Genomic DNA, 19,545 nt, shown 5'->3' on the forward strand with positions numbered 1-19,545 from the left:
CCGAATCCCTCCAACGTTAAAGCTAGGCGCATCAAAGCCCCAACAAAGACGCCAGATGCGGAATGTCCTTGACTTCGTAGGACTCGTAGTACGGCGCCGCGGGCTCATGGCCACGGTTGACGAACGCCTTGTGCTTGATGCCGAGGTCATGGGCCGTCATCAGATCGTAGCGCGGGCTCGACGAGACGTGCAGCACGTCCTCGGGATTGCAATCGAGCTGGTCGAACATGTATTCGAAGCCCTGCATGCGCGGCTTGTACGATTGGGCTTGCTGCGCCGTAAACACGGCATGAAACGGTGCGCCGAGCAAATCGACGTTGCGTTGGATCTGATCGTCCGACGCGTTCGACAGAATCACGAGCTTGTATTTCTTGGCGAGACGCGAAAGCCCTTCCGGCACGTCCGCATGCGGGCCCCAGGTCGGCACGGCGAGATAGATACTCTCGGCGTGGGCCTCGTCGAACGACGCGCCCACGCGCTCGCAGGCGCGACGCAGCGCATTGACGACGACGTCGCGGTAGGGTTTCCACGCACCCAGCACCTCGTCGCGGCGATAGCCCGAGAAGAACTGGACGAGGCTTTCGAGCTTGGCGGCATCGAGCGCTTTGCCGTAGAACTCGCGCGTCATCTCGGCCATGCGGAACCGAGTCAGCGTGCCATAACAGTCGAAAGTGATGTATTTCGGCTCGAAGTCGATCATCTCAGTGCTTCCTCAAGTAGGTTCTTCAGTCGGTTGCGACGGGTTGCGATGGTTCCGAGCCGCCGCACCATCGTGCGAACGCTCACGTCATGACGACATTAAATCAATGCAAAAACATAGATGTCTCTGATTTGGCGAGCGCCGATGACATAAATCGTGCGTTTTGCCCCGGGCCGGCAGCAGAGTCTGCGGCGCTCCACGCCCATCAACCGTTCGCGGGGCCGCGCCGCGCGCGACGAAAAGATCGTCCTAGTCAGTTCGCACGCCGCATGACACAGTTCGTGTCAATCCAGACCCTGAGGGGGTACGCGTGTCCGACTCCATTCATTACAGGCGCTTCACATCGGCCGACATCGAGGCTGCGCACGCACTGACGGCCCAGCTCAAATGGCCGCATCGCGCGGAAGATTGGCAATTCGTCGCGAACATCGGCGTCGGCTTCGTGGCCGAACGCGACTCACGCGTGATCGGAACCTTGCTCTGCTGGAAGTACGGCGCACACACGTCGTCGCTCGGCATGGTCATCGTCTCTCCGGAACACCAGGGATACGGCATCGGCCGGCGCCTGATGGAAATGGGACTGGAAGAGCTCGGCCCCCGCGCCACCGTCCTGCATGCCACCGAGGTAGGACGCCCTCTTTACGAAAAGCTCGGTTTCGCGCCCGTCGGCATGCTCGACCAACACCAAGGAGCCGCGCTGCAGCCGCCGCTGGTCGAATTGCCGTCGCGCGAGCGGCTGCGCCCGCTCGGCGTCAACGACACGCCGCGTCTCGTCGAGCTGGCCTCGCGCGCCAGCGGACTCGATCGAGCATCGGTGCTGCCGCCGCTCATCGAAGCCGCCGACGGGATCGGCTTGGATCGCGACGGCGAGTTGATCGGCTTCGCGCTGTTTCGCCGGTTCGGCCGTGGCCGCGCGATCGGTCCGGTCGTCGCACCGCGCGACGAGAACACCGTCCGTGCGAAAGCATTGATCGGGCATTGGCTGGCGTCGAATCCGGGAATGTTCGTCCGCGTCGACGTCCCAGCCGAAAGCGGCCTCACGGAATGGCTCGAATCGCTCGGGCTCACGCGGGTGGACAGCGTCGTCAAGATGCTGCGCAACGCCGCGTACATGCCACCGCCCGATGCGCAGTTCGCGCAGTACGGCATCATCAACCAAGCCATCTGCTGACCGGTTCCGTAAATGACGTTTCTCTATAAGGCCGACCCCGCTCGCGGCGCCGTATGGGCCGAGCTTTTCGCCGAACGCGCACCCGATGTCCCCTTCAAGGTGTGGCCCGACCTCGGCGATCCGAAGCAAGTCCGCTATCTCGCCGCCTGGCAGCCGCCCGCCGATCTCGCGCGCACGCTCCCGAATCTGGAGGTGCTGTTTTCGACGGGCGCCGGCATCGACCAGTTCGACTTCGCCGCCATTCCCGCGCATGTTCCGGTCGTCAGAATGGTCGAGCCCGGCATCGTCGAGGGCATGGTCGAGTACGTGACGCACGCCGTGCTGACGATTCACCGGGACTTCCTCGACTATGCCCATCAGCAACGGGATGCCGCGTGGCGCGAGATGCCCGTTCGTCCCGCCGCCTCATGCCGCGTCGGGGTGCTCGGGCTCGGCATGCTGGGCCAAGCGGTGCTCGAGCGGCTTCGCGCGTTCGGCTACAACTGTGCAGGCTGGAGCCGATCCGAGCATGCGATCGACGGCGTGCAATGCTATGCCGGAGAGGGCGCGCTGGACGCATTCCTCGCTCGCACGGACGTGCTCGTTTGCCTGCTGCCGCTGACGCCGGCCACACACCATATGCTCGATGCGCGTCTGCTCGGGAAGCTGCCGCGCGGCGCATCGTTGATCCAAACGGGACGCGGCGCGCACCTCGTCCAAGACGATTTGCTGCGGTTGCTCGACGCGGGACACCTGCGCTATGCGCTGCTCGACGTCACGACGCCGGAGCCGCTGCCCGCGGACCATCCGTTTTGGCGCCACCCTCGCGTGCGCATCACCCCGCACGTCGCCAGCGCGACGCGGCCCGAAACCGCAGTGGAAGCGGTCCTCGAAAACCTGCGCCGGCATCGCCTGGGGCAGCCGATGATCGGCGAAGTCGATCGCAGCCGGGGCTACTGACGCTCGGGCGCGCCAGTGCTGAAGAGCAGCATTTTGTGCTGACTCCATGCATCAAAACGCGCGCCCCACGCTTTTCAGGGACCTTTTTTGGAAACGATGCAAGGCCCATCGCCAGTACTATGAATCGTCATCGTTCAAACCAGTACGGGCCCGCCACCATGTCGATTTCCTCGCTCATCGAAGCCGACCGCAAGCATCTCATCCATCCCGTCGTGAACTACCGCGCCCATGAGGCCCGCGGCGTCACGATCCTCGATTCCGCACGCGGCTCGTTCGTCCGCGACGCCGAGGGCAACGAACTGCTCGATGCATTCGCCGGCCTGTGGTGCGTCAACGTCGGGTACGGCCAGCAGAGCATCGTCGACGTCGCGATGGAGCAAATGAAGAAGCTCCCCTATGCGACCGGCTACTTCCATTTCGGGTCCGCGCCCGCGATCGAACTTGCCTCCCAGCTCGTCGAGCGCTCGCCGGCGTCGCTCCAGCATGTCTATTTCACGCTCGGCGGCTCCGACGCCGTCGACTCCGCGGTGCGCTTCGTCACGCATTACTTCAACGCGACGGGTCGGCCGAACAAAAAGCAATTCATCTCGCTCGAGCGCGGCTATCACGGTTCGTCGTCGGTCGGTTCGGGGTTGACCGCGCTGCCGGTTTTTCATCGGCATTTCGATCTGCCCCTGCCGCATCAGCATTACATCGCGTCGCCCTACGCGTACCGCGGCAGCTATGCCGACGATGCGGCGCTCATTGCGGCGTCGGTCGCCGCGCTCGAAGCCAAGGTTGCGGAACTCGGGGCCGAGAACGTCGCGGCATTCTTCTGCGAGCCGATTCAAGGATCGGGCGGCGTCATCGTCCCGCCGGTCGGATGGCTCAAAGCCATGCGCGAAGCAAGCCGCCGGCTCGGCATTCTGTTCGTTGTCGATGAGGTGATCACCGGCTTCGGGCGCACCGGCCCCCTCTTCGCCTGCGAGGCGGAACAGGTCGAGCCCGATCTGATGACGGTCGCGAAGGGCCTCACGGCCGGCTACGCGCCGATGGGTGCGGTGCTGATGTCCGATGAAATCTATCGCGGCATTGCCGATGCAAGCCCCGACGCCGCAGTGGGGCACGGCTACACTTATTCCGCGCATCCGGTCAGCGCGGCCATCGGCCTCGAAGTCATGCGGCTCTATCATGAGGGCGGCTTGCTCGCCAACGCGCAGGCGCTGGCGCCGCGCTTCGCGCAGGGCCTCGATGCCTTGCTCGCGCATCCGCTCGTGGGCGATTCACGCCATCGCGGATTGCTCGGTGCGCTCGAGCTCGTCGCGGACAAGGAAACGAAGGCGGGCTTCGACGCCGCGCTCAAGCTGCCCGATCGCATCGCGGCGGCAGCCTACCGCAACCGCCTGATTTTTCGCGCATTCGGCGACAACATCCTCGGCTTTGCTCCCGCATTGTCCTACACGGCCGACGAATTCGATCTGCTGTTCGAGCGGCTGCGCGGGACGCTCGACGAGGTGCTCGCGCAGCCCGAGGTTCGCGCCGCGCTCGACCGCAAAACGCGCGCGGTCGCGTGCTAAAGTAGCCGCTGGTGAGTGCAAGCCACGGGCGACAGTGCGATGAGCGACGATAACAAGCTTGACCGGATCGATCTGCGAATCCTTGCGCAACTTCAGAAGCGCGGGCGCATCACGAACGTCGAGCTCGCCGATGCCGTCGGTTTGTCGCCGAGCCCATGCTTGATCCGCGTCAAGCGCCTGGAGAAGGCTGGCTATATCGTCGGCTACGGCGCGCAGATCCAGCTCGAGAAGCTCGGCGACGTGCAAATCGTATTCACCGAGGTCACGCTTGCCGATCACCGCCGCGAGGATTTCATCCGCTTCGTGGCCGCGATCAGGAACGTCGACGAAATCATGGAATGTCACCTGGCGAGCGGCGGCTACGATTATCTGCTCAAGTTCGTGACCCGCAGTGTCGGCCATTACCAAAGCGTGATCGAAGGCCTGCTCGAACGCGACATCGGAATCGAAAAGTATTTCAGCTACGTGATCATCAAATCGCCGTTCGTGAAAACGGATTATCCGCTCGAAGTGCTGTTCCCGCACTCGTGAATCGTATGCGCGGCATGGCGCGAAAGCGCATGCCGCGCATCATGGAATCGGCCTGCGCCGCATACGCGGCCGGTTTCGCATTTCGCTAGAAAATTCGGCTTTTCCTTTAGGAGGCAATAGCGTCATGGCTGGCACATATCGAATCGCCGTGATTCCCGGCGACGGCATCGGCACGGAGGTCATGCCCGAGGGCTTGCGCGTGCTCGATGCGGCAAGCCGCCGCTTCGGCATATCGCTCGAATACGAGCATATCGAGTGGGCGAGCTGCGACTACTACGAGAAGCACGGTCAGATGATGCCCGACGATTGGAAAGCGCAGCTTTCTCACTGCGATGCAATTTTGTTCGGTGCGGTGGGATGGCCCGAGAAGGTGCCCGATCATATTTCGCTCTGGGGCTCGCTGCTCAAATTCCGGCGCGAATTCGACCAATACATCAACCTGCGGCCGGCACGGCTGTTCGAAGGCGTGCCCTCGCCGCTGGCCGGGCGCAAAGCCGGCGACATCGACTTCTGGATCGTGCGCGAGAACACCGAGGGCGAATATTCGTCGGTGGGCGGCGTGATGTTCGCGGGCACCGAGCGCGAGTTCGTCTTGCAGGAATCGATCTTTACGCGGCGCGGCAGCGAGCGCGTGCTGAAGTTCGCATTCGACCTCGCCCAGCGGCGCGGCAAGAAAAAGCTGACCGTGGCCACGAAGAGCAACGGCATCGCGATCAGCATGCCGTGGTGGGACGAACGTGCGGCCGAAGTCGCAGCCGGCTATCCCGACGTGAAATGGGACAAGCAGCACATCGACATTCTTTGCGCGCGCTTCGTGCTCAACCCCGATCGCTTCGACGTGGTCGTGGCGACGAATCTATTCGGCGACATCCTCTCCGACCTCGGCCCGGCATGTACCGGCACGATCGGGCTGGCCCCGTCGGCGAACCTGAACCCCGACCGCACGTTTCCGTCGTTGTTCGAGCCCGTGCACGGTTCCGCGCCCGACATCGCCGGCAAGCAAATCGCCAATCCGATCGCGATGATCTGGTCGGCCGCGATGATGCTCGACTTCCTCGGCCATCACGGCGGCAAGGAGCGTGAGGCGCACGACGCGATCCTCGCCGCGATCGAGGCGACGCTGAAGGACGGCCCCCGCACGGGCGACCTAGGCGGGACCGCGAAAACCGACGAAGTGGGCGCGGCGATCGCCAAACGAATCGCCGACGCTTGATCAAAAACGATCAGAACGATCGATCCGACAACCCCGTCGCAGTGGCCGCCCGCGCCGACACACCCGGGCCGGCGCCGCCGCAACCGACACGCCTGCAGGAGCATTGAACATGACGCGCATCTTTTCGCCCGAAGAATTGATTCGCACGGAAAACTTCATCGGCGGGCAATGGGTGCCGGCCATCGACGGCGCGCGCTTTGCGGTGACCGATCCGGCGGACGGCAAGCCGATCGTCGAAGTGGCCGATAGCCGCGCCGCCGATGCGCGTGCGGCGACCGACGCCGCGGCGGCCGCCCTACCCGCCTGGCGCGATACTTTGCCGAAAGAGCGTGCCGAAATACTGCGGCGCTGGCATGCGCTCATCCTTGCGCACCAGGATGCCCTCGGTGCCCTGATCTCTCGCGAGCAAGGCAAGCCGCTTTCCGAGGGACGCGGCGAAGTGGCGTACGGCGCCTCCTATGTCGCGTGGTTCGCCGAGGAAGCGACGCGCATTTATGGCGATTTGATCCCGCAGCAGCAACGCGGCAAGCGCATGAGCGCGATCAAAGAGCCGATCGGAATCGTCGCTGCCGTAACACCCTGGAATTTTCCGCTCGCGATGATCGCGCGCAAGATCGCGCCCGCTCTGGCGGCCGGCTGCACCGTGGTGGGCAAGCCCGCCGAGGACACGCCGCTCACGGCATCGGCGCTCGTGCTGCTGGCCCATGAAGCCGGCGTGCCGCCGGGGGTGCTCAATCTCATCACCGCTTCGCGCGAGCGGACGGTCGATGCGGTCGCCGATTGGCTGCACGATCCGCGCGTGCGCAAGATCACGTTCACGGGCTCGACGGCCGTGGGCAAGCACTTGGCCCGCGAATCAGCGGGGACGCTCAAGAAGCTTTCGCTCGAGTTGGGCGGCAACGCGCCGTTCATCGTATTCGACGATGCCGATCTCGATGCCGCCGTGGCCGGCTTGATCGTTTCGAAGTTCCGCAATGGCGGGCAGACATGCGTTTGCCCGAACCGCGTGTATGTGCACGCGGGCGTCTACGAGCGCTTTGCGGCATTGCTGACCGAGCGAGTGCAAGCCTTGAAGGTCGGGCCCGCCAGCGATGCTTCGACGCAGATCGGGCCGATGATCAACGCGCGCGCGGTCGATAAGATCGCTCGGCATGTCGACGATGCCTTGACCCGCGGCGCCCGGATCTTGACGGGCGGCAAGCGCCTTTCCGAACTCGGTTCCAACTTCTACGCGCCCACGGTGCTCGCCAATGCGAACGCGAGCATGCTGCTTTGCGAAGAAGAAACCTTTGGCCCCGTCGTGCCGCTGTTCCGCTTCGAGGACGAGCGCACCGTCATCGAGGCCGCGAACGCCACGCCCTTCGGGCTGGCCTCGTACTTCTACAGCACCGATCTGAAGCGGATCGAACGTGTGTCGCGAGCGTTGGAGACCGGCCTCGTCGGCATCAACGAGGGCGCCATCTCGAGCGAAGCCGCCCCGTTCGGCGGCGTGAAGGAATCGGGGTACGGCCGAGAAGGTTCGAAATACGGCCTCGACGATTACTTGTCGATCAAGTATCTGTGCCAGGGGAATCTCGCCTGACGCGCCGCGCGGCGATGGTCCCTTTCGAGACCATCGCCGCGCGTGCCTGCCATCACAACGTCGGAACGTCGGAACGCTAGGCCGTTAGAACGTTTCCCAGCTTTTGTCGTCGACGGCGGCCAGCGCGGTCCGGAGCTCCGGCGCAGCCTCGCGGCGCTGCGGCTTCGCCGCTTGGCTTTCGCGGCGAACCGGCAACGCCTTGGTGCCGATGGCCGGTTCTCGCGCCACGGCACGATGCGCTACATGTGCCGCATGCGCGGCGGGTCGAACGGGGCGCGCGGGCGCCGCGACACGTTTCGGTGCCGTCGCGGGGCGCGCATGTACCGCCGAATCCGCGGTTTCGCTCAACCTGAACGTCCCAACGGCCTGACGCAACGTCGAGGCCTGATCCTCGAGCGATTTGGCGGCAGCCGCCGCTTCTTCCACGAGCGCGGCATTTTGCTGCGTGACCTCATCCATCTGTGAAACGGCCTGCCCGATTTGCTCGATGCCGCGGCTCTGCTCGGCCGAGGCGGCGGCGATTTCCTGCACGAGGTCGGACACCTGCTTGATCGCGCCCTTGACGTGGTTCATCGACGAGCCGACTTCGGCGGCCTGGCGCACGCTGTCGTGGATTTCATCGACCGAGCTGCCGATCAGCTCCTTGATTTCTTTCGCCGCGGTAGCTGAGCGCTGCGCCAGCGAGCGCACCTCGCTGGCGACGACGGCGAAGCCGCGCCCCTGCTCGCCGGCCCGAGCAGCTTCGACGGCCGCGTTCAGGGCCAGGATGTTCGTTTGGAAGGCAATGCCTTCGATCACGGCGGTGATCTCGGAGATCTTCGTCGAGCTGCCGCTGATCTTCTCGATCGTGCCCACCATGACTTGCACCGCTTCATTGCCCTGATTCGCGAGATCGGTCGCATTGGTCGCGAGCGCAGTCGCTTGCTCCGCGTTATCTGCGTTCTGCTTCACGGTCTGGGTCAACTGCGTCATGCTGGCCGCGGTTTCCTCGAGCGAGGCCGCTTGCTGCTCGGTGCGGGCGGAGAGGTCGACGTTGCCGGTCGCGATTTCGCTCGACGCGCCTGCAACCGATTCGGCCGAAGTCTTGATCCCGCGCACCGTCTGGCTCAGCTTCTCGTCCATCTCCTTGAGCGCGCTCAGCAATTGCCCGAATTCTCCGCCTGCATCGACCACGACGCGATTGTCGAGCCGTCCCGACGCGATTTGGGTGGCGACACCGATCGCTTTCGTCAGCGGCTTCATGATCCAGCGCTGCAGGAAAACGGCGCCGATCAACGCAATCGCGACGGCGACGGCCAGCAGCGCCCCCGCAACGGCGAAAATGGTCCTGAACGTGGATTCGCTTTCGGTGACCGAAGCCTTCGCTTGCGCATCGTTGACGGCAATGTCTTGCGAGAGCAAGTCGCTCAGCGTTCGACCCGCGGCCGCATGCTGCTCGATCTGAGCAGCATCGGCCATGGCCTTTTGCGGGTCGGCCGTCACGTCGGCCGCGATATCGTTGGACATGCGCACGAATTCGCCCAAGCCCGCATTGATCTTGTCGGCGACGGCGCGCTCTTCGCCGGACGAAACCTCGGCCGGATAGTAGCTCTTCCACGCGTTGGCGAGTTTATCGATGTCGCCGCGCGCCGCCTCGGCCGAGTCCTTCGCCTTTTGCGGATCGTCGCGGAACACCTGCAGACGGCGAAACTGCAGGCGAACGTCGAGCATCGAAGCCCGTATTGCACTGAGCTGGATGATCGGAACCGTATTACCGTTGTAGCCTTCGTTCACCAGGCCGTTCAGTTTGGAGAGTCCCGTCAGCGAGAACACCCCGATGACGACCATGAGGACAATGCACGCGCCAAGAATTGCTGCGATACGAGCGCGGATGCTGCTCGTCAAAGTATTCATACAAAACCCCGTACTGTGGAACTGAAAAGGTGGCGTGCGAGGAACGAGCCTCTTACCCGGCTTTATCGTTCGCAGACGGAGAAACTGAATAGGGGATTGCAGCAGAGCCGAATGGAAGCGCCCAATGGATCCGTAGGATTACTGAAAGTTACCTATCGGGCGTGCTCGATGGCGAATGCGCACCCTCGGGGCAACGCGGAGATGTCTGACAACCGTGGGCGTCAGCGGGTACCGCCATATCGTGACTGCGGCGCGCCAGTGCGCACGCGTCGTTGCGGGGGCGCGGCACCGGGGGCCGTGTTGCGGCTCGAGCTTTAATCTTCGTTTAAGCCAGCGCTCGCATAGTTCTCGGTGACTCCCTCCGGGAGCCGCAAGTTTGATCCGTAGTTGATTCTTCGAGCCTATCGATCGATGGAGATACGAATCATGAAATTTCGTTCGTATATGGCGGCCGGCGCGCTCGCGCTGATTCCCGTGCTCGCACTGGCAGGACAAGCGAGCGCCCAATCCGCCGCGCAACCGATGTACATCAACGTGAACGGTCAGGCGGTGCCGGTGAAAGCCGACACGCACGTCGTTCAAACCGCTGCGGGACCGATGAAGGTCAGCACCTGGAGTTGGCATAGCCCGCAAGGCAACGCGAGCTTCGAAGTGCAAACGAGCACGGGCGGCATGCCGCCGGCGCTCGCGCTGCGGCAGATGCAAGCGATCGACTATCAAATGCGCGCGGCACAGGCGCAAATGATGGCGATGCAGCAGCGGATGCTGGCGCTGCAGCAAGCGGCGTTTGCCGATACGCTCGCCGTGCCGGCGCAGCAGCAGGCGGCGTTCGCCGATACCTTCGCCATGCCGGCCCAGCAAGCCGTCGTGTTCGCGGCGCCGATGTGGGCGATGCCGGAGCCCGTCGTGGTCGTGGTGCCGGCTCAGCGCGTCGCGCCGCCTGCCGCCGTTGCACCTGCGAAGCCGGCGGGAATTAAAGCCTGACGAGCATTTGCGACCGCTTTCGACTGTTCGTCCGAAGCACATAACGCCTCATGCAATCGAGCCGTTTGCATGAGGCGTTTTCGCACCTATGCAGGCAGCGGTGCGCCAAGTATGTAGCGTGCCCTATCGGCTTCAGGCAAATTCGTCCACGTCCCGTTGAGCCCGTATTGCTCCTTCAATGCCATGTTCGGAATGTGTCTTATAACTTGACGATCGGAGTCGCGGCTCCTGAAGCTAAGAAATATTTCCGCTCCATTGTCGAATTTAACGAGGCCCGCATCCTCCAAGATTGGGCCGTTGGTGATATTCTCAGAATGCAAGCTTTCATCGATCCCCCAATGTTGCCCGAAAATCCTATTAGCACTCTCGGCCGTGAGTACGTGATGCAAAGTTCCATCGACAACCAGATAGACCGCCTCCGTCGATGAGTTCCTGAGCCGCTTGCCGTTGAGATCATTCCTGATAAAGACATTCAGATCAATTAATTTCTTCGACAGCACCCCTCGATCGGGCATCTCAGGAAAATCCATGGGAACTATACCGTAGCGCTTCGCCCGAAATTCCTTCACATAATCGTACGCCAAAGGATTGACGACATCGGCGACGTCCCTCGGCGTCGATGAAAACGGAAGAGATCCGCCCAAAATACCGGTTCCACTAGTAAAGTTCACGAACAGCGTGTCTGCCGAGGGAGATGCAGACGCTTTCAAAAACGCTGGCTTGACCCAATAATTGAACTTATCGCTTTTTTCGTTGCCATCCGACCAACCGTAGTATCTATCCTGAACGTAGAATTTAGCTCCCGAATTGCTGAATGCTGCTTCGTTGTCCTCCGGCCAGTTATCATAGGCATTCAAGCCGACCGGGTACGTCGTTTGGCCCGTCCAGAATCGACGGAAAAGCACGATGCGCCCCCGGACGTCTTTCAACTTCGGCACTTGATCGTCCGTGCAAAACCGGCCCGAGTCCGATATGATCTTCCACACGTCTTCGAAGAAATCTTCTTTTTCTTCCTGGGACGGGTCTTTCATTTCATTTTTTATTGACATCACGATCGTTTCGGACGGATTGTCATCCAGAAATTTTTGACAGTTTACAAGCACGTCCTCTTTGAATCTCAAATCCATTGGAATGGGTCCATGATATACCCACAACACGCCATCGTCGTCGCTTCCACGCTTCAACCTGATATCTAGAAATCGGATGCCAGAGGTCAACTGGCCGATGATGTTCAGGGTTTGGCAAGTGGCGGACGAAATCCCCTGCTTCCGGTAGGTTCCTGAATCGTGTGTGCCCGGTATGGTGAGCTCGGACAAGCGCTTCTCACCATCGATCCGCTGCATCCAAGTTTCGAGAAATGTTGGCATATATACCCCCGCGGTCATTGAGATAACTTTGCATGAAGTGCATCCGGACGCATATCCGAAGGCAAGTCAAGCCGAATGAACAACCAAACCCGTCAAAACTGATACGCGACGCGGACATTGCCCTGCTGTGTGGAAGCGTGCGTCGTATTGAAGACCGTATCGTAGTCGAGCGATACTTCCACACTCTTTTTCGGATGCATCGCAATGCCCACGCCGGCGGTCAAATACCCGCGCGGCAGGCTCGTGCCCGGTGCCGTGAACGGCGTGTTGTCCTGCGATGCGACGCTGATCGCACGGTTCGCGTCGAGCAATTCGTGCGCGTAGCCAATGCGCAGTTCGACGTTCACGGGTTTCAGCGCATCGCCGAAAGCCTTATCGACAGTGACGCCCGCATAGGGCTGCAAGCTGCGCACGTTATCCGTGCCAACGTTCAGATCCTGTCCGCCCGCATTTCGCTCGTCAAAGCTTCCCGCATGGAAGTACGCATAGCGCAAGCCGATACGCGGAATCACGGTGACCCCACCAAAGGTCATGGGCAAGCTGGCCTGGCCGCCGACGTTGATCTCGTGTCCCAGGTGATCGCCCTGTGCTGTCCCTTGCGCCCCGAACGGGCGCTTTTGCGACAGAAAGTCGAGGGCGGCCCCGAATGCCGCCGACAGGTTCACGGGCCCGACGTTGCGACTCCCGTACACGGCCGCGCGCAGTGCGTCGATGGTGCCGGAGTCGCCCGTATCGCGCTCGCTGATGTCGGCGTGGTCGTAGCCGACCGCCACGCCGGTCACACCAATCCCCCTCGCCGAGTCGAGGCCGGCGAGAAAACCGTAGCGCCTTGCTTCAAACCCTGGCTCACCGTCCGTGCCGCCAATCTTCGTCCGGGTACCGGTGGCCGTTACCCAGCCGTATGGCGTGCCCGGCCTGGCTCTAGCCGCGCGCCCCATGCGGTCGAGCAGCGCAGTGCCCTGTGCCTGTGCACCAAAGACGGCCGACGTTCCCAGCGCCGTGTAGATGCTGCTGTCAGTCGGCGCAATGACGAACGGTGTAGCGGAAGCCGCTGCGAGCACGAGATCGACCGAGTTCGCGGTATAGGCGAGCGAGGGCGTGAGCGCGCCGAGGTTCGACGCCCCGGTGCTGCTCGTGCCGGAGAATGTCCCACTGACGCTATTGGCCGATAAGAGCGTGTAAGTCCTCGCCGAGTACGTCCCCGGATCGTAGGTAATGGCAAGCGTACCGGCCAACGTGGCGCTGCCGTTAACCTTCAATTGCGACGCCGCGCTCGGGCTGACCTCGATGGACAGCGCCGCGTTGCTCGCCTGCGTATAGTTGCCGCCGATCGTCAGCGTGCCGATCGAGCCACCGGGCTTGACGATACCGTTGTTGATCACGTCTCCCGCGACGGTGCCGTGGCCGCGCAGCGTCCCCGCCGCATCGACGGTTACGCTGCCGCCGAGCACGGCTTGAGGATTGCCGATGTCGCCGACCTCGAGCAAACCCGAAGCCACCTCGGTCGTCCCGGCGAACGCTGCGCTGTTGCCGTTCAAGATCAACGTGCCGCTGCCTTGCAACGCCAGCTTGCCTACGCCCGTGAACGATCCCTTGAACATGCCGCTGGCGTTGGCGAGCGTCAGCGTCTGACTTCCGAGATTCACGTTTCCGCTGCCCGCCAGGTTCGCGATCGATGCGCCATTCGTTGCGCCGGAAATATCGAGCGTGCCGTTGTCGGTCACGCCGCTCGATTGAGCGATGCTGCCCGTGCCCGAAAGCGCCAACGTGCTGCCGCTGCTGATGATCGTTGCGCCCGTGTAGGTGTTCGTGCTCGTCAGCGTTTGCGTCCCGCTGGTCAGCGTCAGCGCGCCGGCACCTGCGATCACGCCGCCAAAGGCGCCGTTCGAGCCCGTGAGCGCGAGCCCCTGAGCGCCGACCGTGAGCGTGCCGTTGCCGGACAGATTGCCGATCGTGCCGGCCACCACCAACGCGCCGTTGTCGACGACGTTGCCGAGCACGATGTCGTTCGAACTCGACAGCACCAGTGTGGCGGAGCGGTCGATGAGCGTCGTGCCGGTATAGGTGCTGATGTTCGTGAGCGTTTCGGTTCCGCTCGCCAGCGTCAAGCCGCCGCTGCCCGAGATCGTGCCTCCGAATACGCCGCTCGCGTTCGTGAGCGTCAGCGTTTGGTTGCCGAGGTTCACGCTGCCCGACCCGGACAAGCTCGCGATCGACGCACCATTCGCCGCGCCGGAAATATCGAAGGTGCCGTTGTCGGTCACCCCGCTCGATGAAGCAATGCTGCCCGCACCGCTCAGCGCGAGCGATGCACCCGTATTGATGGTGGTGCCGCCGGTGTAGCCATTGTTCGTGGTCAGGGTCAACGCGCCACCGCTCCCGCTATTGGCGACAGTCACACCGCCTGAACCGCTGATGAGGTTTGCCAACGTGACCGCATTGCCGTTCGTGTCGAACGTGCCGCCATTTGCGCCGATCGGCGCAAGCTGTCCGGAAATATCCGCTGTATTCCCGGTTGCCCATTGCACACCACCGCCGTTGAGCGCGATGTTACCGGTACCGAAGCTGCCGGCGTTGCTGAAATTGGTCAGCCCGCCGGTAATGGTCGTCCCGCCCGTGTAGGTGTTGCGGCCGGTCAAAATCGTCGTTCCGCTGCCCTGCTGGCGGACGCTACCGCTTCCACCGATATTGACTGAAACCGTAGTCGTGTCCGTCTGATTGAAATTGATCGTGCCGTTGTCGACCAAATCGGTCAGCCCCGTGAGCGTGCCCCCGGTCTCGGCGTTGGCGGCGGCACTACCGAGATTGAACGTACCGTTGCCGTTGATGGTGAACGATGGCGAGGTACCGGTGAAATTCAGCGTGCTGCCGCCACCCAGACTCAATACGCCCGAGCCCCCCAGCCCCCCTGGCGAGCCGTCGCCGGCGGAACCGCTCACAGCACCGCCAAGCGTGAGCGACCCCGTAATATTGACCGTCGAATTGCCGGTTACCGTCACCGTGCCACTGCCGCCGGTGCCGCCGTTCGCCCCCCCGGCCCCCGCGCCGCCACCGAAACCGCCAACTTGCAAGGTACCGGCGGAAACACTCCCGCCCGCGTCGACGATAAGCGAACCAGTGCCGCCGCTACCCGCATTGCTGACGTACCCCGCCGCCCCTCCTCCGCCTCCGCCGATCTGCACCACGGCCGCACCGGCGGAAAGACTCGCACCGGCTTCCACGGTGAGGGTACCGCTGCCTCCGCTCCCCCCCGTATGTAGATGGGTGCCTGCGCCGCCGCCCTGGCCGCCGCCAATCAGTAGACCCGTTCCTACCGCAAGTGCGGTGCCGCTGCCCGCGACGGTCAAATAGCCGTCGACGCCCGTGCCGCCAGCGCCGAAGCTACCGCTTCCACCACCACCGCCGCCGACGCCCACGTAGTCGTAAGTGGCCGACGTGGACATCGTAAAAGGGATGGAGGCGGTGCTTGTCGTGACAGAAGTCAGAGAGGTCACGGCGGCCCCGGCGTTACTCCCCGTGCCCATGCTGCCATTGCCTCCGATTAGGCCGTTCGAGTCGCCAGTGCCGCCGCCATTGGTATTGTTGATGCTGGCGCCGCTACCGCCGGTCGCGCCGCCGCCGCTCCCGCCGGCGAAATCACCGAAGCTACCGCCACCGCCCCCTCCAAAGCCGCCACCGCCGCCGCCGTAGTACCCACCTCCGCCGCCGCCAATCCCGCCTTGACCACCGGCTTGAATGCCGTTGACTGCGGCTCCCCCGCTTCCACCACTGCCGACGAGCAGCCCGGTGACTTGAGCATGGACTTCCATCGGAAGCGCCAGCAGACCCCATAGACCAAAAGCGATGAGAGCCGCCTTACCCGTCGTCTTGCCTTTCGCCCTTGCCAGTTCCGGCGCGGCCTGCCAGGTCCCCGTGCTCGCGTTCCAGACAACGCGGTATGCGCGATTCATCATTTCCCCGTTGCTTCTTCGTTTTTGCGAGCCGGCTCGTACCGGCGTCAATGGACTTTTTCATCTTCGATTCTTCGATGATGGAACGAAGCATCTTTCGCCGTCCCCGAGCGAATCTACCTGCCGCGTCGGGCGTCACAAATACCGCGAATTAGGTATGCCGAACGCCGGGATGCCCGTGCGGCGGACGCCGCTCGATATACACGGCCGGTGCCCCCTTTCGCGATCGGCGGTTTTGCCTGTAGTCTTCCGGGACGAACCGGCGCGGACACGCGAATGTCAGCCGATACGAGACCGGCCAGGACACGCCCATGGATTTTCCCCGCAATGCTTTGACACCCCGCGCCCCAGCGGCGTCTGACGACCTCGATTCGTTGCTGCCGAGTCCCGTGCTCGTCGTCGAAGACGAACCGCTCGCCCAGGCACGCCTGCGCGATGTGCTCGTTTCGCTCGGCTACGCCGACGATGCGCTCGTGTTCACCGATCGCTGTGCCTCGGCGCAGGCGCTGTTCGCCGAGCAAGCGTTCGCCATCGCGCTGATCGACATCGGCCTGCCGGACGGCAACGGCATCGAGCTGATTCGCCTGTTGCACCAGCGCGATCCGGCGCTTCCGATCCTCGTCGTTTCGACCTGGAGCACCGAGCAGGCGATCGTGATGGCACTGCAGGCCGGCGCGACGGGCTACGTACTGAAGGAGCGCGACGAACTCGAGATCTCGCTGTCGATCCGCAGTGCGCTGCGCGGCGGCGCGCCGATCGATCCGTTCATCGCGCGGCGCATTCTCGCGCTGATCGACGTGAAGTCTCCACGGTCGAGCGCCGCGCCGACGGCTGCCCTGCAGCTTCTGAGCCCCCGAGAGGTCGAAATCCTAACGCTCGTATCGAAGGGCTTGACGAACCGCGAGATCGCGGAAGTGCTTTCTCTTTCCAGGCTGACCGTCGGATGCCATATCAAGAACATTTACAAGAAACTCGCCGTCAACTCACGCACGCAAGCCGTCTTCGAAGCGCGATCCCAAGGCTTGCTCTTCTGATCTGCGCGTTCCTCGTCGCACCATGGACGATCGCGCGAGCAGCCGATGCCGGCAACTTGCCCGTCATCGTCAAAGTCGAGGCTGCTCGCGCGCAACCACTGTCCGGCTCAGCGCCGCCCAACCTCGCCGACGACCGGCCGCCGGCGAGCGGATGGGTCCCCGTCTCGCTGCCCGATTTCTGGTCTGCGCGCTGGCCGAGCTTCGATGGGGTCGTGTGGTACCGGTTGACCTGGCGTCAATCGAGCGCCGGGGCACCCATCGCGCTGATGCTCGACTATTTGAACATGGCGGGCGCGATCTACCTGAACGGCACGCTGATGCGGCACGATGCCCGTCTCGTCGAACCGCTCTCGCGCGAATGGAACACGCCGCGTTATCTGCTATTGCCGGCCGCATTGCGGCACGACGGCGAAAACACACTGCTTTTTCGCGTATCGGGCATGGCCCAATATCAAGGCGGCCTCGGGCCCGTCGCGCTCGGGCCACCCGACGCCATGCAGGCGCGTTACGAAGCCGCGGCGCGGATGCGGCTCACATCGCAATGGTTCAGCCTAGCTGTCTCGGTGACGCTGGGCTGTTTTTTCCTGTCGATGTGGCTGATGCGTCGCGCGGAGGTACTGTACGGCTGGTTCGCGGCGATGTTGCTCGCATGGTGCGCCGTGCAGATCAATCAAACGGCAACGGGCACTTGGCCGCTATCGAGTACCGACGGCTGGGAAGTGGCGAACACGATCGCGCTGCTCGCCTACAGTGCGCTCTACACGATTTTCGTCGTGCGCCTCTGCGAACGGCGCTGGCCGCGCTACGAGCTTGCGCTCTGGTGCGTCGTCGCGCTTGCGAGCGCGGTCTTGTGCGTCACGCCGCATGCACGCATCGAGAACGTTCGAGACATCCTTTTCGTCGCGCAGGCGCTGCACTATTTCGCAACATCGCTGATTTTCATCGTCTTCGCGTACCGCGGGGGCAACACCGAACACCGGATGCTCGCCGCCTGCGTCGCCGTCTTCGTCGCGGCGGGCTGTCACGATTTACTGGCCTTTCTCGGGGTGTTGCACGACAACTTTTATTTCGGCGGCCTGACGGTCCAGATTCTGATGATCTGCATGGCGCTCGCGCTCGGACGCCGGCACGTGATGAACCTGAAGCGAATCGAAGGCTTCAACGAGGACCTCGCGCGCACCGTCGAGGCGACACAGCGTGAGCTCACCCAGACACTGCATCGTCAGCATCAGCTCGAGGTCGAACACGCGCGGCTCGGCGAGCGGCTGAGTTTCGCCCACAACCTTCACGACGGGCTCGGCTCCGCCCTCCTCGGCAGCATCATCGCACTCGAGCGCACGCCGCAGGCGATCCCGCCGAACCGATTCCTGTCGATCCTAAAGGAGTTGCGTGACGACCTGCGCCTCATCATCGATTCGACGACGAGCGAGCAGTACGGCGACGCGACGTTCGCGGACCAGATCGCATCGCAGCGCCATCGCTTCACGCGCCTTTTCGAAACTCAGGGCGTGCAATGCACGTGGCGGCTCGTCGGACTCGAGGAGTACGCACTGCCTGCCTCGCGCGGCCTCGACGTGATGCGCATCTTGCAGGAGGCGCTCACCAACGCGTTCAAGCACAGCCGCGCGAGCCGCATCGATGTGGAAATGCACGTAGACGAAGAACTCATGCTCGTCGTTCGCGACAACGGCGTGGGCTTCGTCGATAGGGGCGACGCCTCGCACCTCGGCACCGGCATGTCAAGCATGCGTGCACGCGCGAACCGGCTCGGCGCGGCGCTCGATATCAGCTCGGCGCCGGGTGCGACGGCTATCGCGCTCACGGTTCCCAACACCCGCACGGAGGTCTCGGATCCGCTCTGGCGCGTGTCATGAATCGCGCGGCACACAGGGCAACGATGACGCAGGCCGCGTAACGACCGGCTGTTCGAAGTTCAGCTATCCGTCCGCCCTCGGCGCCGTAACACGACATGCGCGGCCTTCTCGGATGCAACGTATTCAGCGCATTCATACCCCAGCGCTCGCAAATCGATCCCATCGAACAGCGGCTCTCCGCGACCGAGCAACACCGGCGAAATCGCAACGTGCAACTCGTCGATGAGGCCCTCGCGCAGATACTGCCGGATCGTGTCCGCCCCTCCGCCGATCCGCACGTCGGCTCCGGCGGCAGCCTCGCGCGCACGGTCGAGCGCCTCGTGAATGCCTCCGGTGACGAAATGGAATGTCGTGCCGCCTTCCATTTCGATCGAGGGGCGAGCGTGATGGGTCAAGACGAAGGCCGGAACGTGGTACGGCGGATTATCTCCCCACCAGCCCTTCCAGTTCGTGTCCGGCCATTCTCCGCGAATCGGCCCGAACATGTTCCTGCCGAGAATCCAGGCGCCGACGTTGCGAAAACCGCGGGCGGCAAACTCGTCGTCGACGCCGGTGGTACCGCCGTCCTTGCCGAACAAGGTCTGCTGAAACGTGCGCGTCGGAATCAGCCACTGGTGTAGTTCCGTTCCGCCAACGCCGAGCGGATTGTCGATGTCTTGATTCGGACCTGCTCCGTATCCGTCGAGCGAGATCGTGAAGCCGTTCACGCGAACGCGTGTCATCGTTTGCCTCCGTTTAGATGGTGCTCAGG

Annotated in this window: 14 protein-coding genes; 9 read left to right on the top strand and 5 right to left on the bottom strand. The window is 63.2% G+C overall.

The window, feature by feature from the left end:
- Positions 1–31: 31 nt before the first annotated feature.
- Positions 32–700, bottom strand: a complete 669-nt coding sequence (locus tag ACTHNZ_RS15615; RefSeq protein ID WP_440543427.1) for a haloacid dehalogenase type II — start codon at positions 698–700, stop codon at positions 32–34.
- 310 nt (positions 701–1,010) lie between these two features.
- On the opposite strand from ACTHNZ_RS15615, the gene ACTHNZ_RS15620 reads away from it, so the two are divergent.
- The 6 genes from ACTHNZ_RS15620 (at position 1,011) to ACTHNZ_RS15645 (ending at position 7,692) form a co-directional block, all read left to right on the top strand.
- Complete coding sequence (locus ACTHNZ_RS15620; protein ID WP_440543428.1) at positions 1,011–1,871, top strand: GNAT family N-acetyltransferase; 861 nt, start codon at positions 1,011–1,013, stop codon at positions 1,869–1,871.
- A gap of 12 nt (positions 1,872–1,883) precedes the next feature.
- The gene (locus ACTHNZ_RS15625) at positions 1,884–2,810 is read left to right on the top strand and encodes a 2-hydroxyacid dehydrogenase (RefSeq protein ID WP_440543429.1); all 927 of its coding nucleotides are present in this window, start codon (positions 1,884–1,886) and stop codon (positions 2,808–2,810) included.
- Positions 2,811–2,968: 158 nt separating this feature from the next.
- Positions 2,969–4,366 carry an aspartate aminotransferase family protein gene (locus ACTHNZ_RS15630; protein ID WP_440543430.1) on the top strand — a complete coding sequence of 466 codons (1,398 nt, stop codon included), beginning with the start codon at positions 2,969–2,971 and terminating at the stop codon, positions 4,364–4,366.
- A gap of 39 nt (positions 4,367–4,405) precedes the next feature.
- Positions 4,406–4,897 (top strand): Lrp/AsnC family transcriptional regulator, encoded by a 492-nt coding sequence (locus tag ACTHNZ_RS15635; RefSeq protein WP_440543431.1) that lies wholly within the window; start codon positions 4,406–4,408, stop codon positions 4,895–4,897.
- Positions 4,898–5,021: 124 nt separating this feature from the next.
- Positions 5,022–6,110 (top strand): tartrate dehydrogenase, encoded by a 1,089-nt coding sequence (locus ACTHNZ_RS15640; RefSeq protein WP_440543432.1) that lies wholly within the window; start codon positions 5,022–5,024, stop codon positions 6,108–6,110.
- Between the two features lie 109 nt (positions 6,111–6,219).
- Positions 6,220–7,692, top strand: coding sequence for an NAD-dependent succinate-semialdehyde dehydrogenase (locus ACTHNZ_RS15645; RefSeq protein WP_440543433.1), 1,473 nt, complete (start codon positions 6,220–6,222; stop codon positions 7,690–7,692).
- Between the two features lie 84 nt (positions 7,693–7,776).
- On the opposite strand, the gene ACTHNZ_RS15650 is transcribed toward ACTHNZ_RS15645, so the two are convergent.
- Positions 7,777–9,585: a methyl-accepting chemotaxis protein gene (locus ACTHNZ_RS15650; protein WP_440543434.1), complete on the bottom strand. Its 1,809-nt coding sequence runs from the start codon at positions 9,583–9,585 to the stop codon at positions 7,777–7,779.
- Between the two features lie 426 nt (positions 9,586–10,011).
- Here ACTHNZ_RS15650 and ACTHNZ_RS15655 point away from each other — a divergent pair, with 426 nt between their 5' ends.
- On the top strand, positions 10,012–10,569 hold the full coding sequence (locus tag ACTHNZ_RS15655; RefSeq protein WP_440543435.1) for a hypothetical protein: 558 nt from the start codon (positions 10,012–10,014) through the stop codon (positions 10,567–10,569).
- Positions 10,570–10,655: 86 nt separating this feature from the next.
- Here ACTHNZ_RS15655 and ACTHNZ_RS15660 read toward each other — a convergent pair whose 3' ends face one another.
- Together ACTHNZ_RS15660 and ACTHNZ_RS15665 are read right to left on the bottom strand one after the other, a co-directional pair.
- Entirely contained in the window at positions 10,656–11,912 is a 1,257-nt protein-coding gene (locus ACTHNZ_RS15660; RefSeq protein ID WP_440543436.1) for a phosphatidylinositol-specific phospholipase C, read from the bottom strand.
- A 116-nt stretch (positions 11,913–12,028) separates the two neighbouring features.
- Complete coding sequence (locus ACTHNZ_RS15665; protein WP_440543437.1) at positions 12,029–15,889, bottom strand: autotransporter domain-containing protein; 3,861 nt, start codon at positions 15,887–15,889, stop codon at positions 12,029–12,031.
- A gap of 308 nt (positions 15,890–16,197) precedes the next feature.
- Between ACTHNZ_RS15665 and ACTHNZ_RS15670 the strand changes: the two genes are divergently transcribed.
- Both ACTHNZ_RS15670 and ACTHNZ_RS15675 read left to right on the top strand, forming a co-directional pair.
- Positions 16,198–16,920 (top strand): response regulator, encoded by a 723-nt coding sequence (locus tag ACTHNZ_RS15670; protein WP_440543439.1) that lies wholly within the window; start codon positions 16,198–16,200, stop codon positions 16,918–16,920.
- Between the two features lie 56 nt (positions 16,921–16,976).
- Positions 16,977–18,794, top strand: coding sequence for a sensor histidine kinase (locus tag ACTHNZ_RS15675; RefSeq protein WP_440543440.1), 1,818 nt, complete (start codon positions 16,977–16,979; stop codon positions 18,792–18,794).
- Between the two features lie 59 nt (positions 18,795–18,853).
- Here the strand turns inward: ACTHNZ_RS15675 and ACTHNZ_RS15680 are convergent, their stop codons facing one another.
- Positions 18,854–19,516, bottom strand: a complete 663-nt coding sequence (locus ACTHNZ_RS15680; protein WP_440543441.1) for a dihydrofolate reductase family protein — start codon at positions 19,514–19,516, stop codon at positions 18,854–18,856.
- Positions 19,517–19,545 lie beyond the last annotated feature (29 nt).

The sequence above is a fragment of the Trinickia sp. genome (assembly GCF_051953955.1).
Classification (GTDB): Bacteria; Pseudomonadota; Gammaproteobacteria; order Burkholderiales; family Burkholderiaceae; genus Trinickia.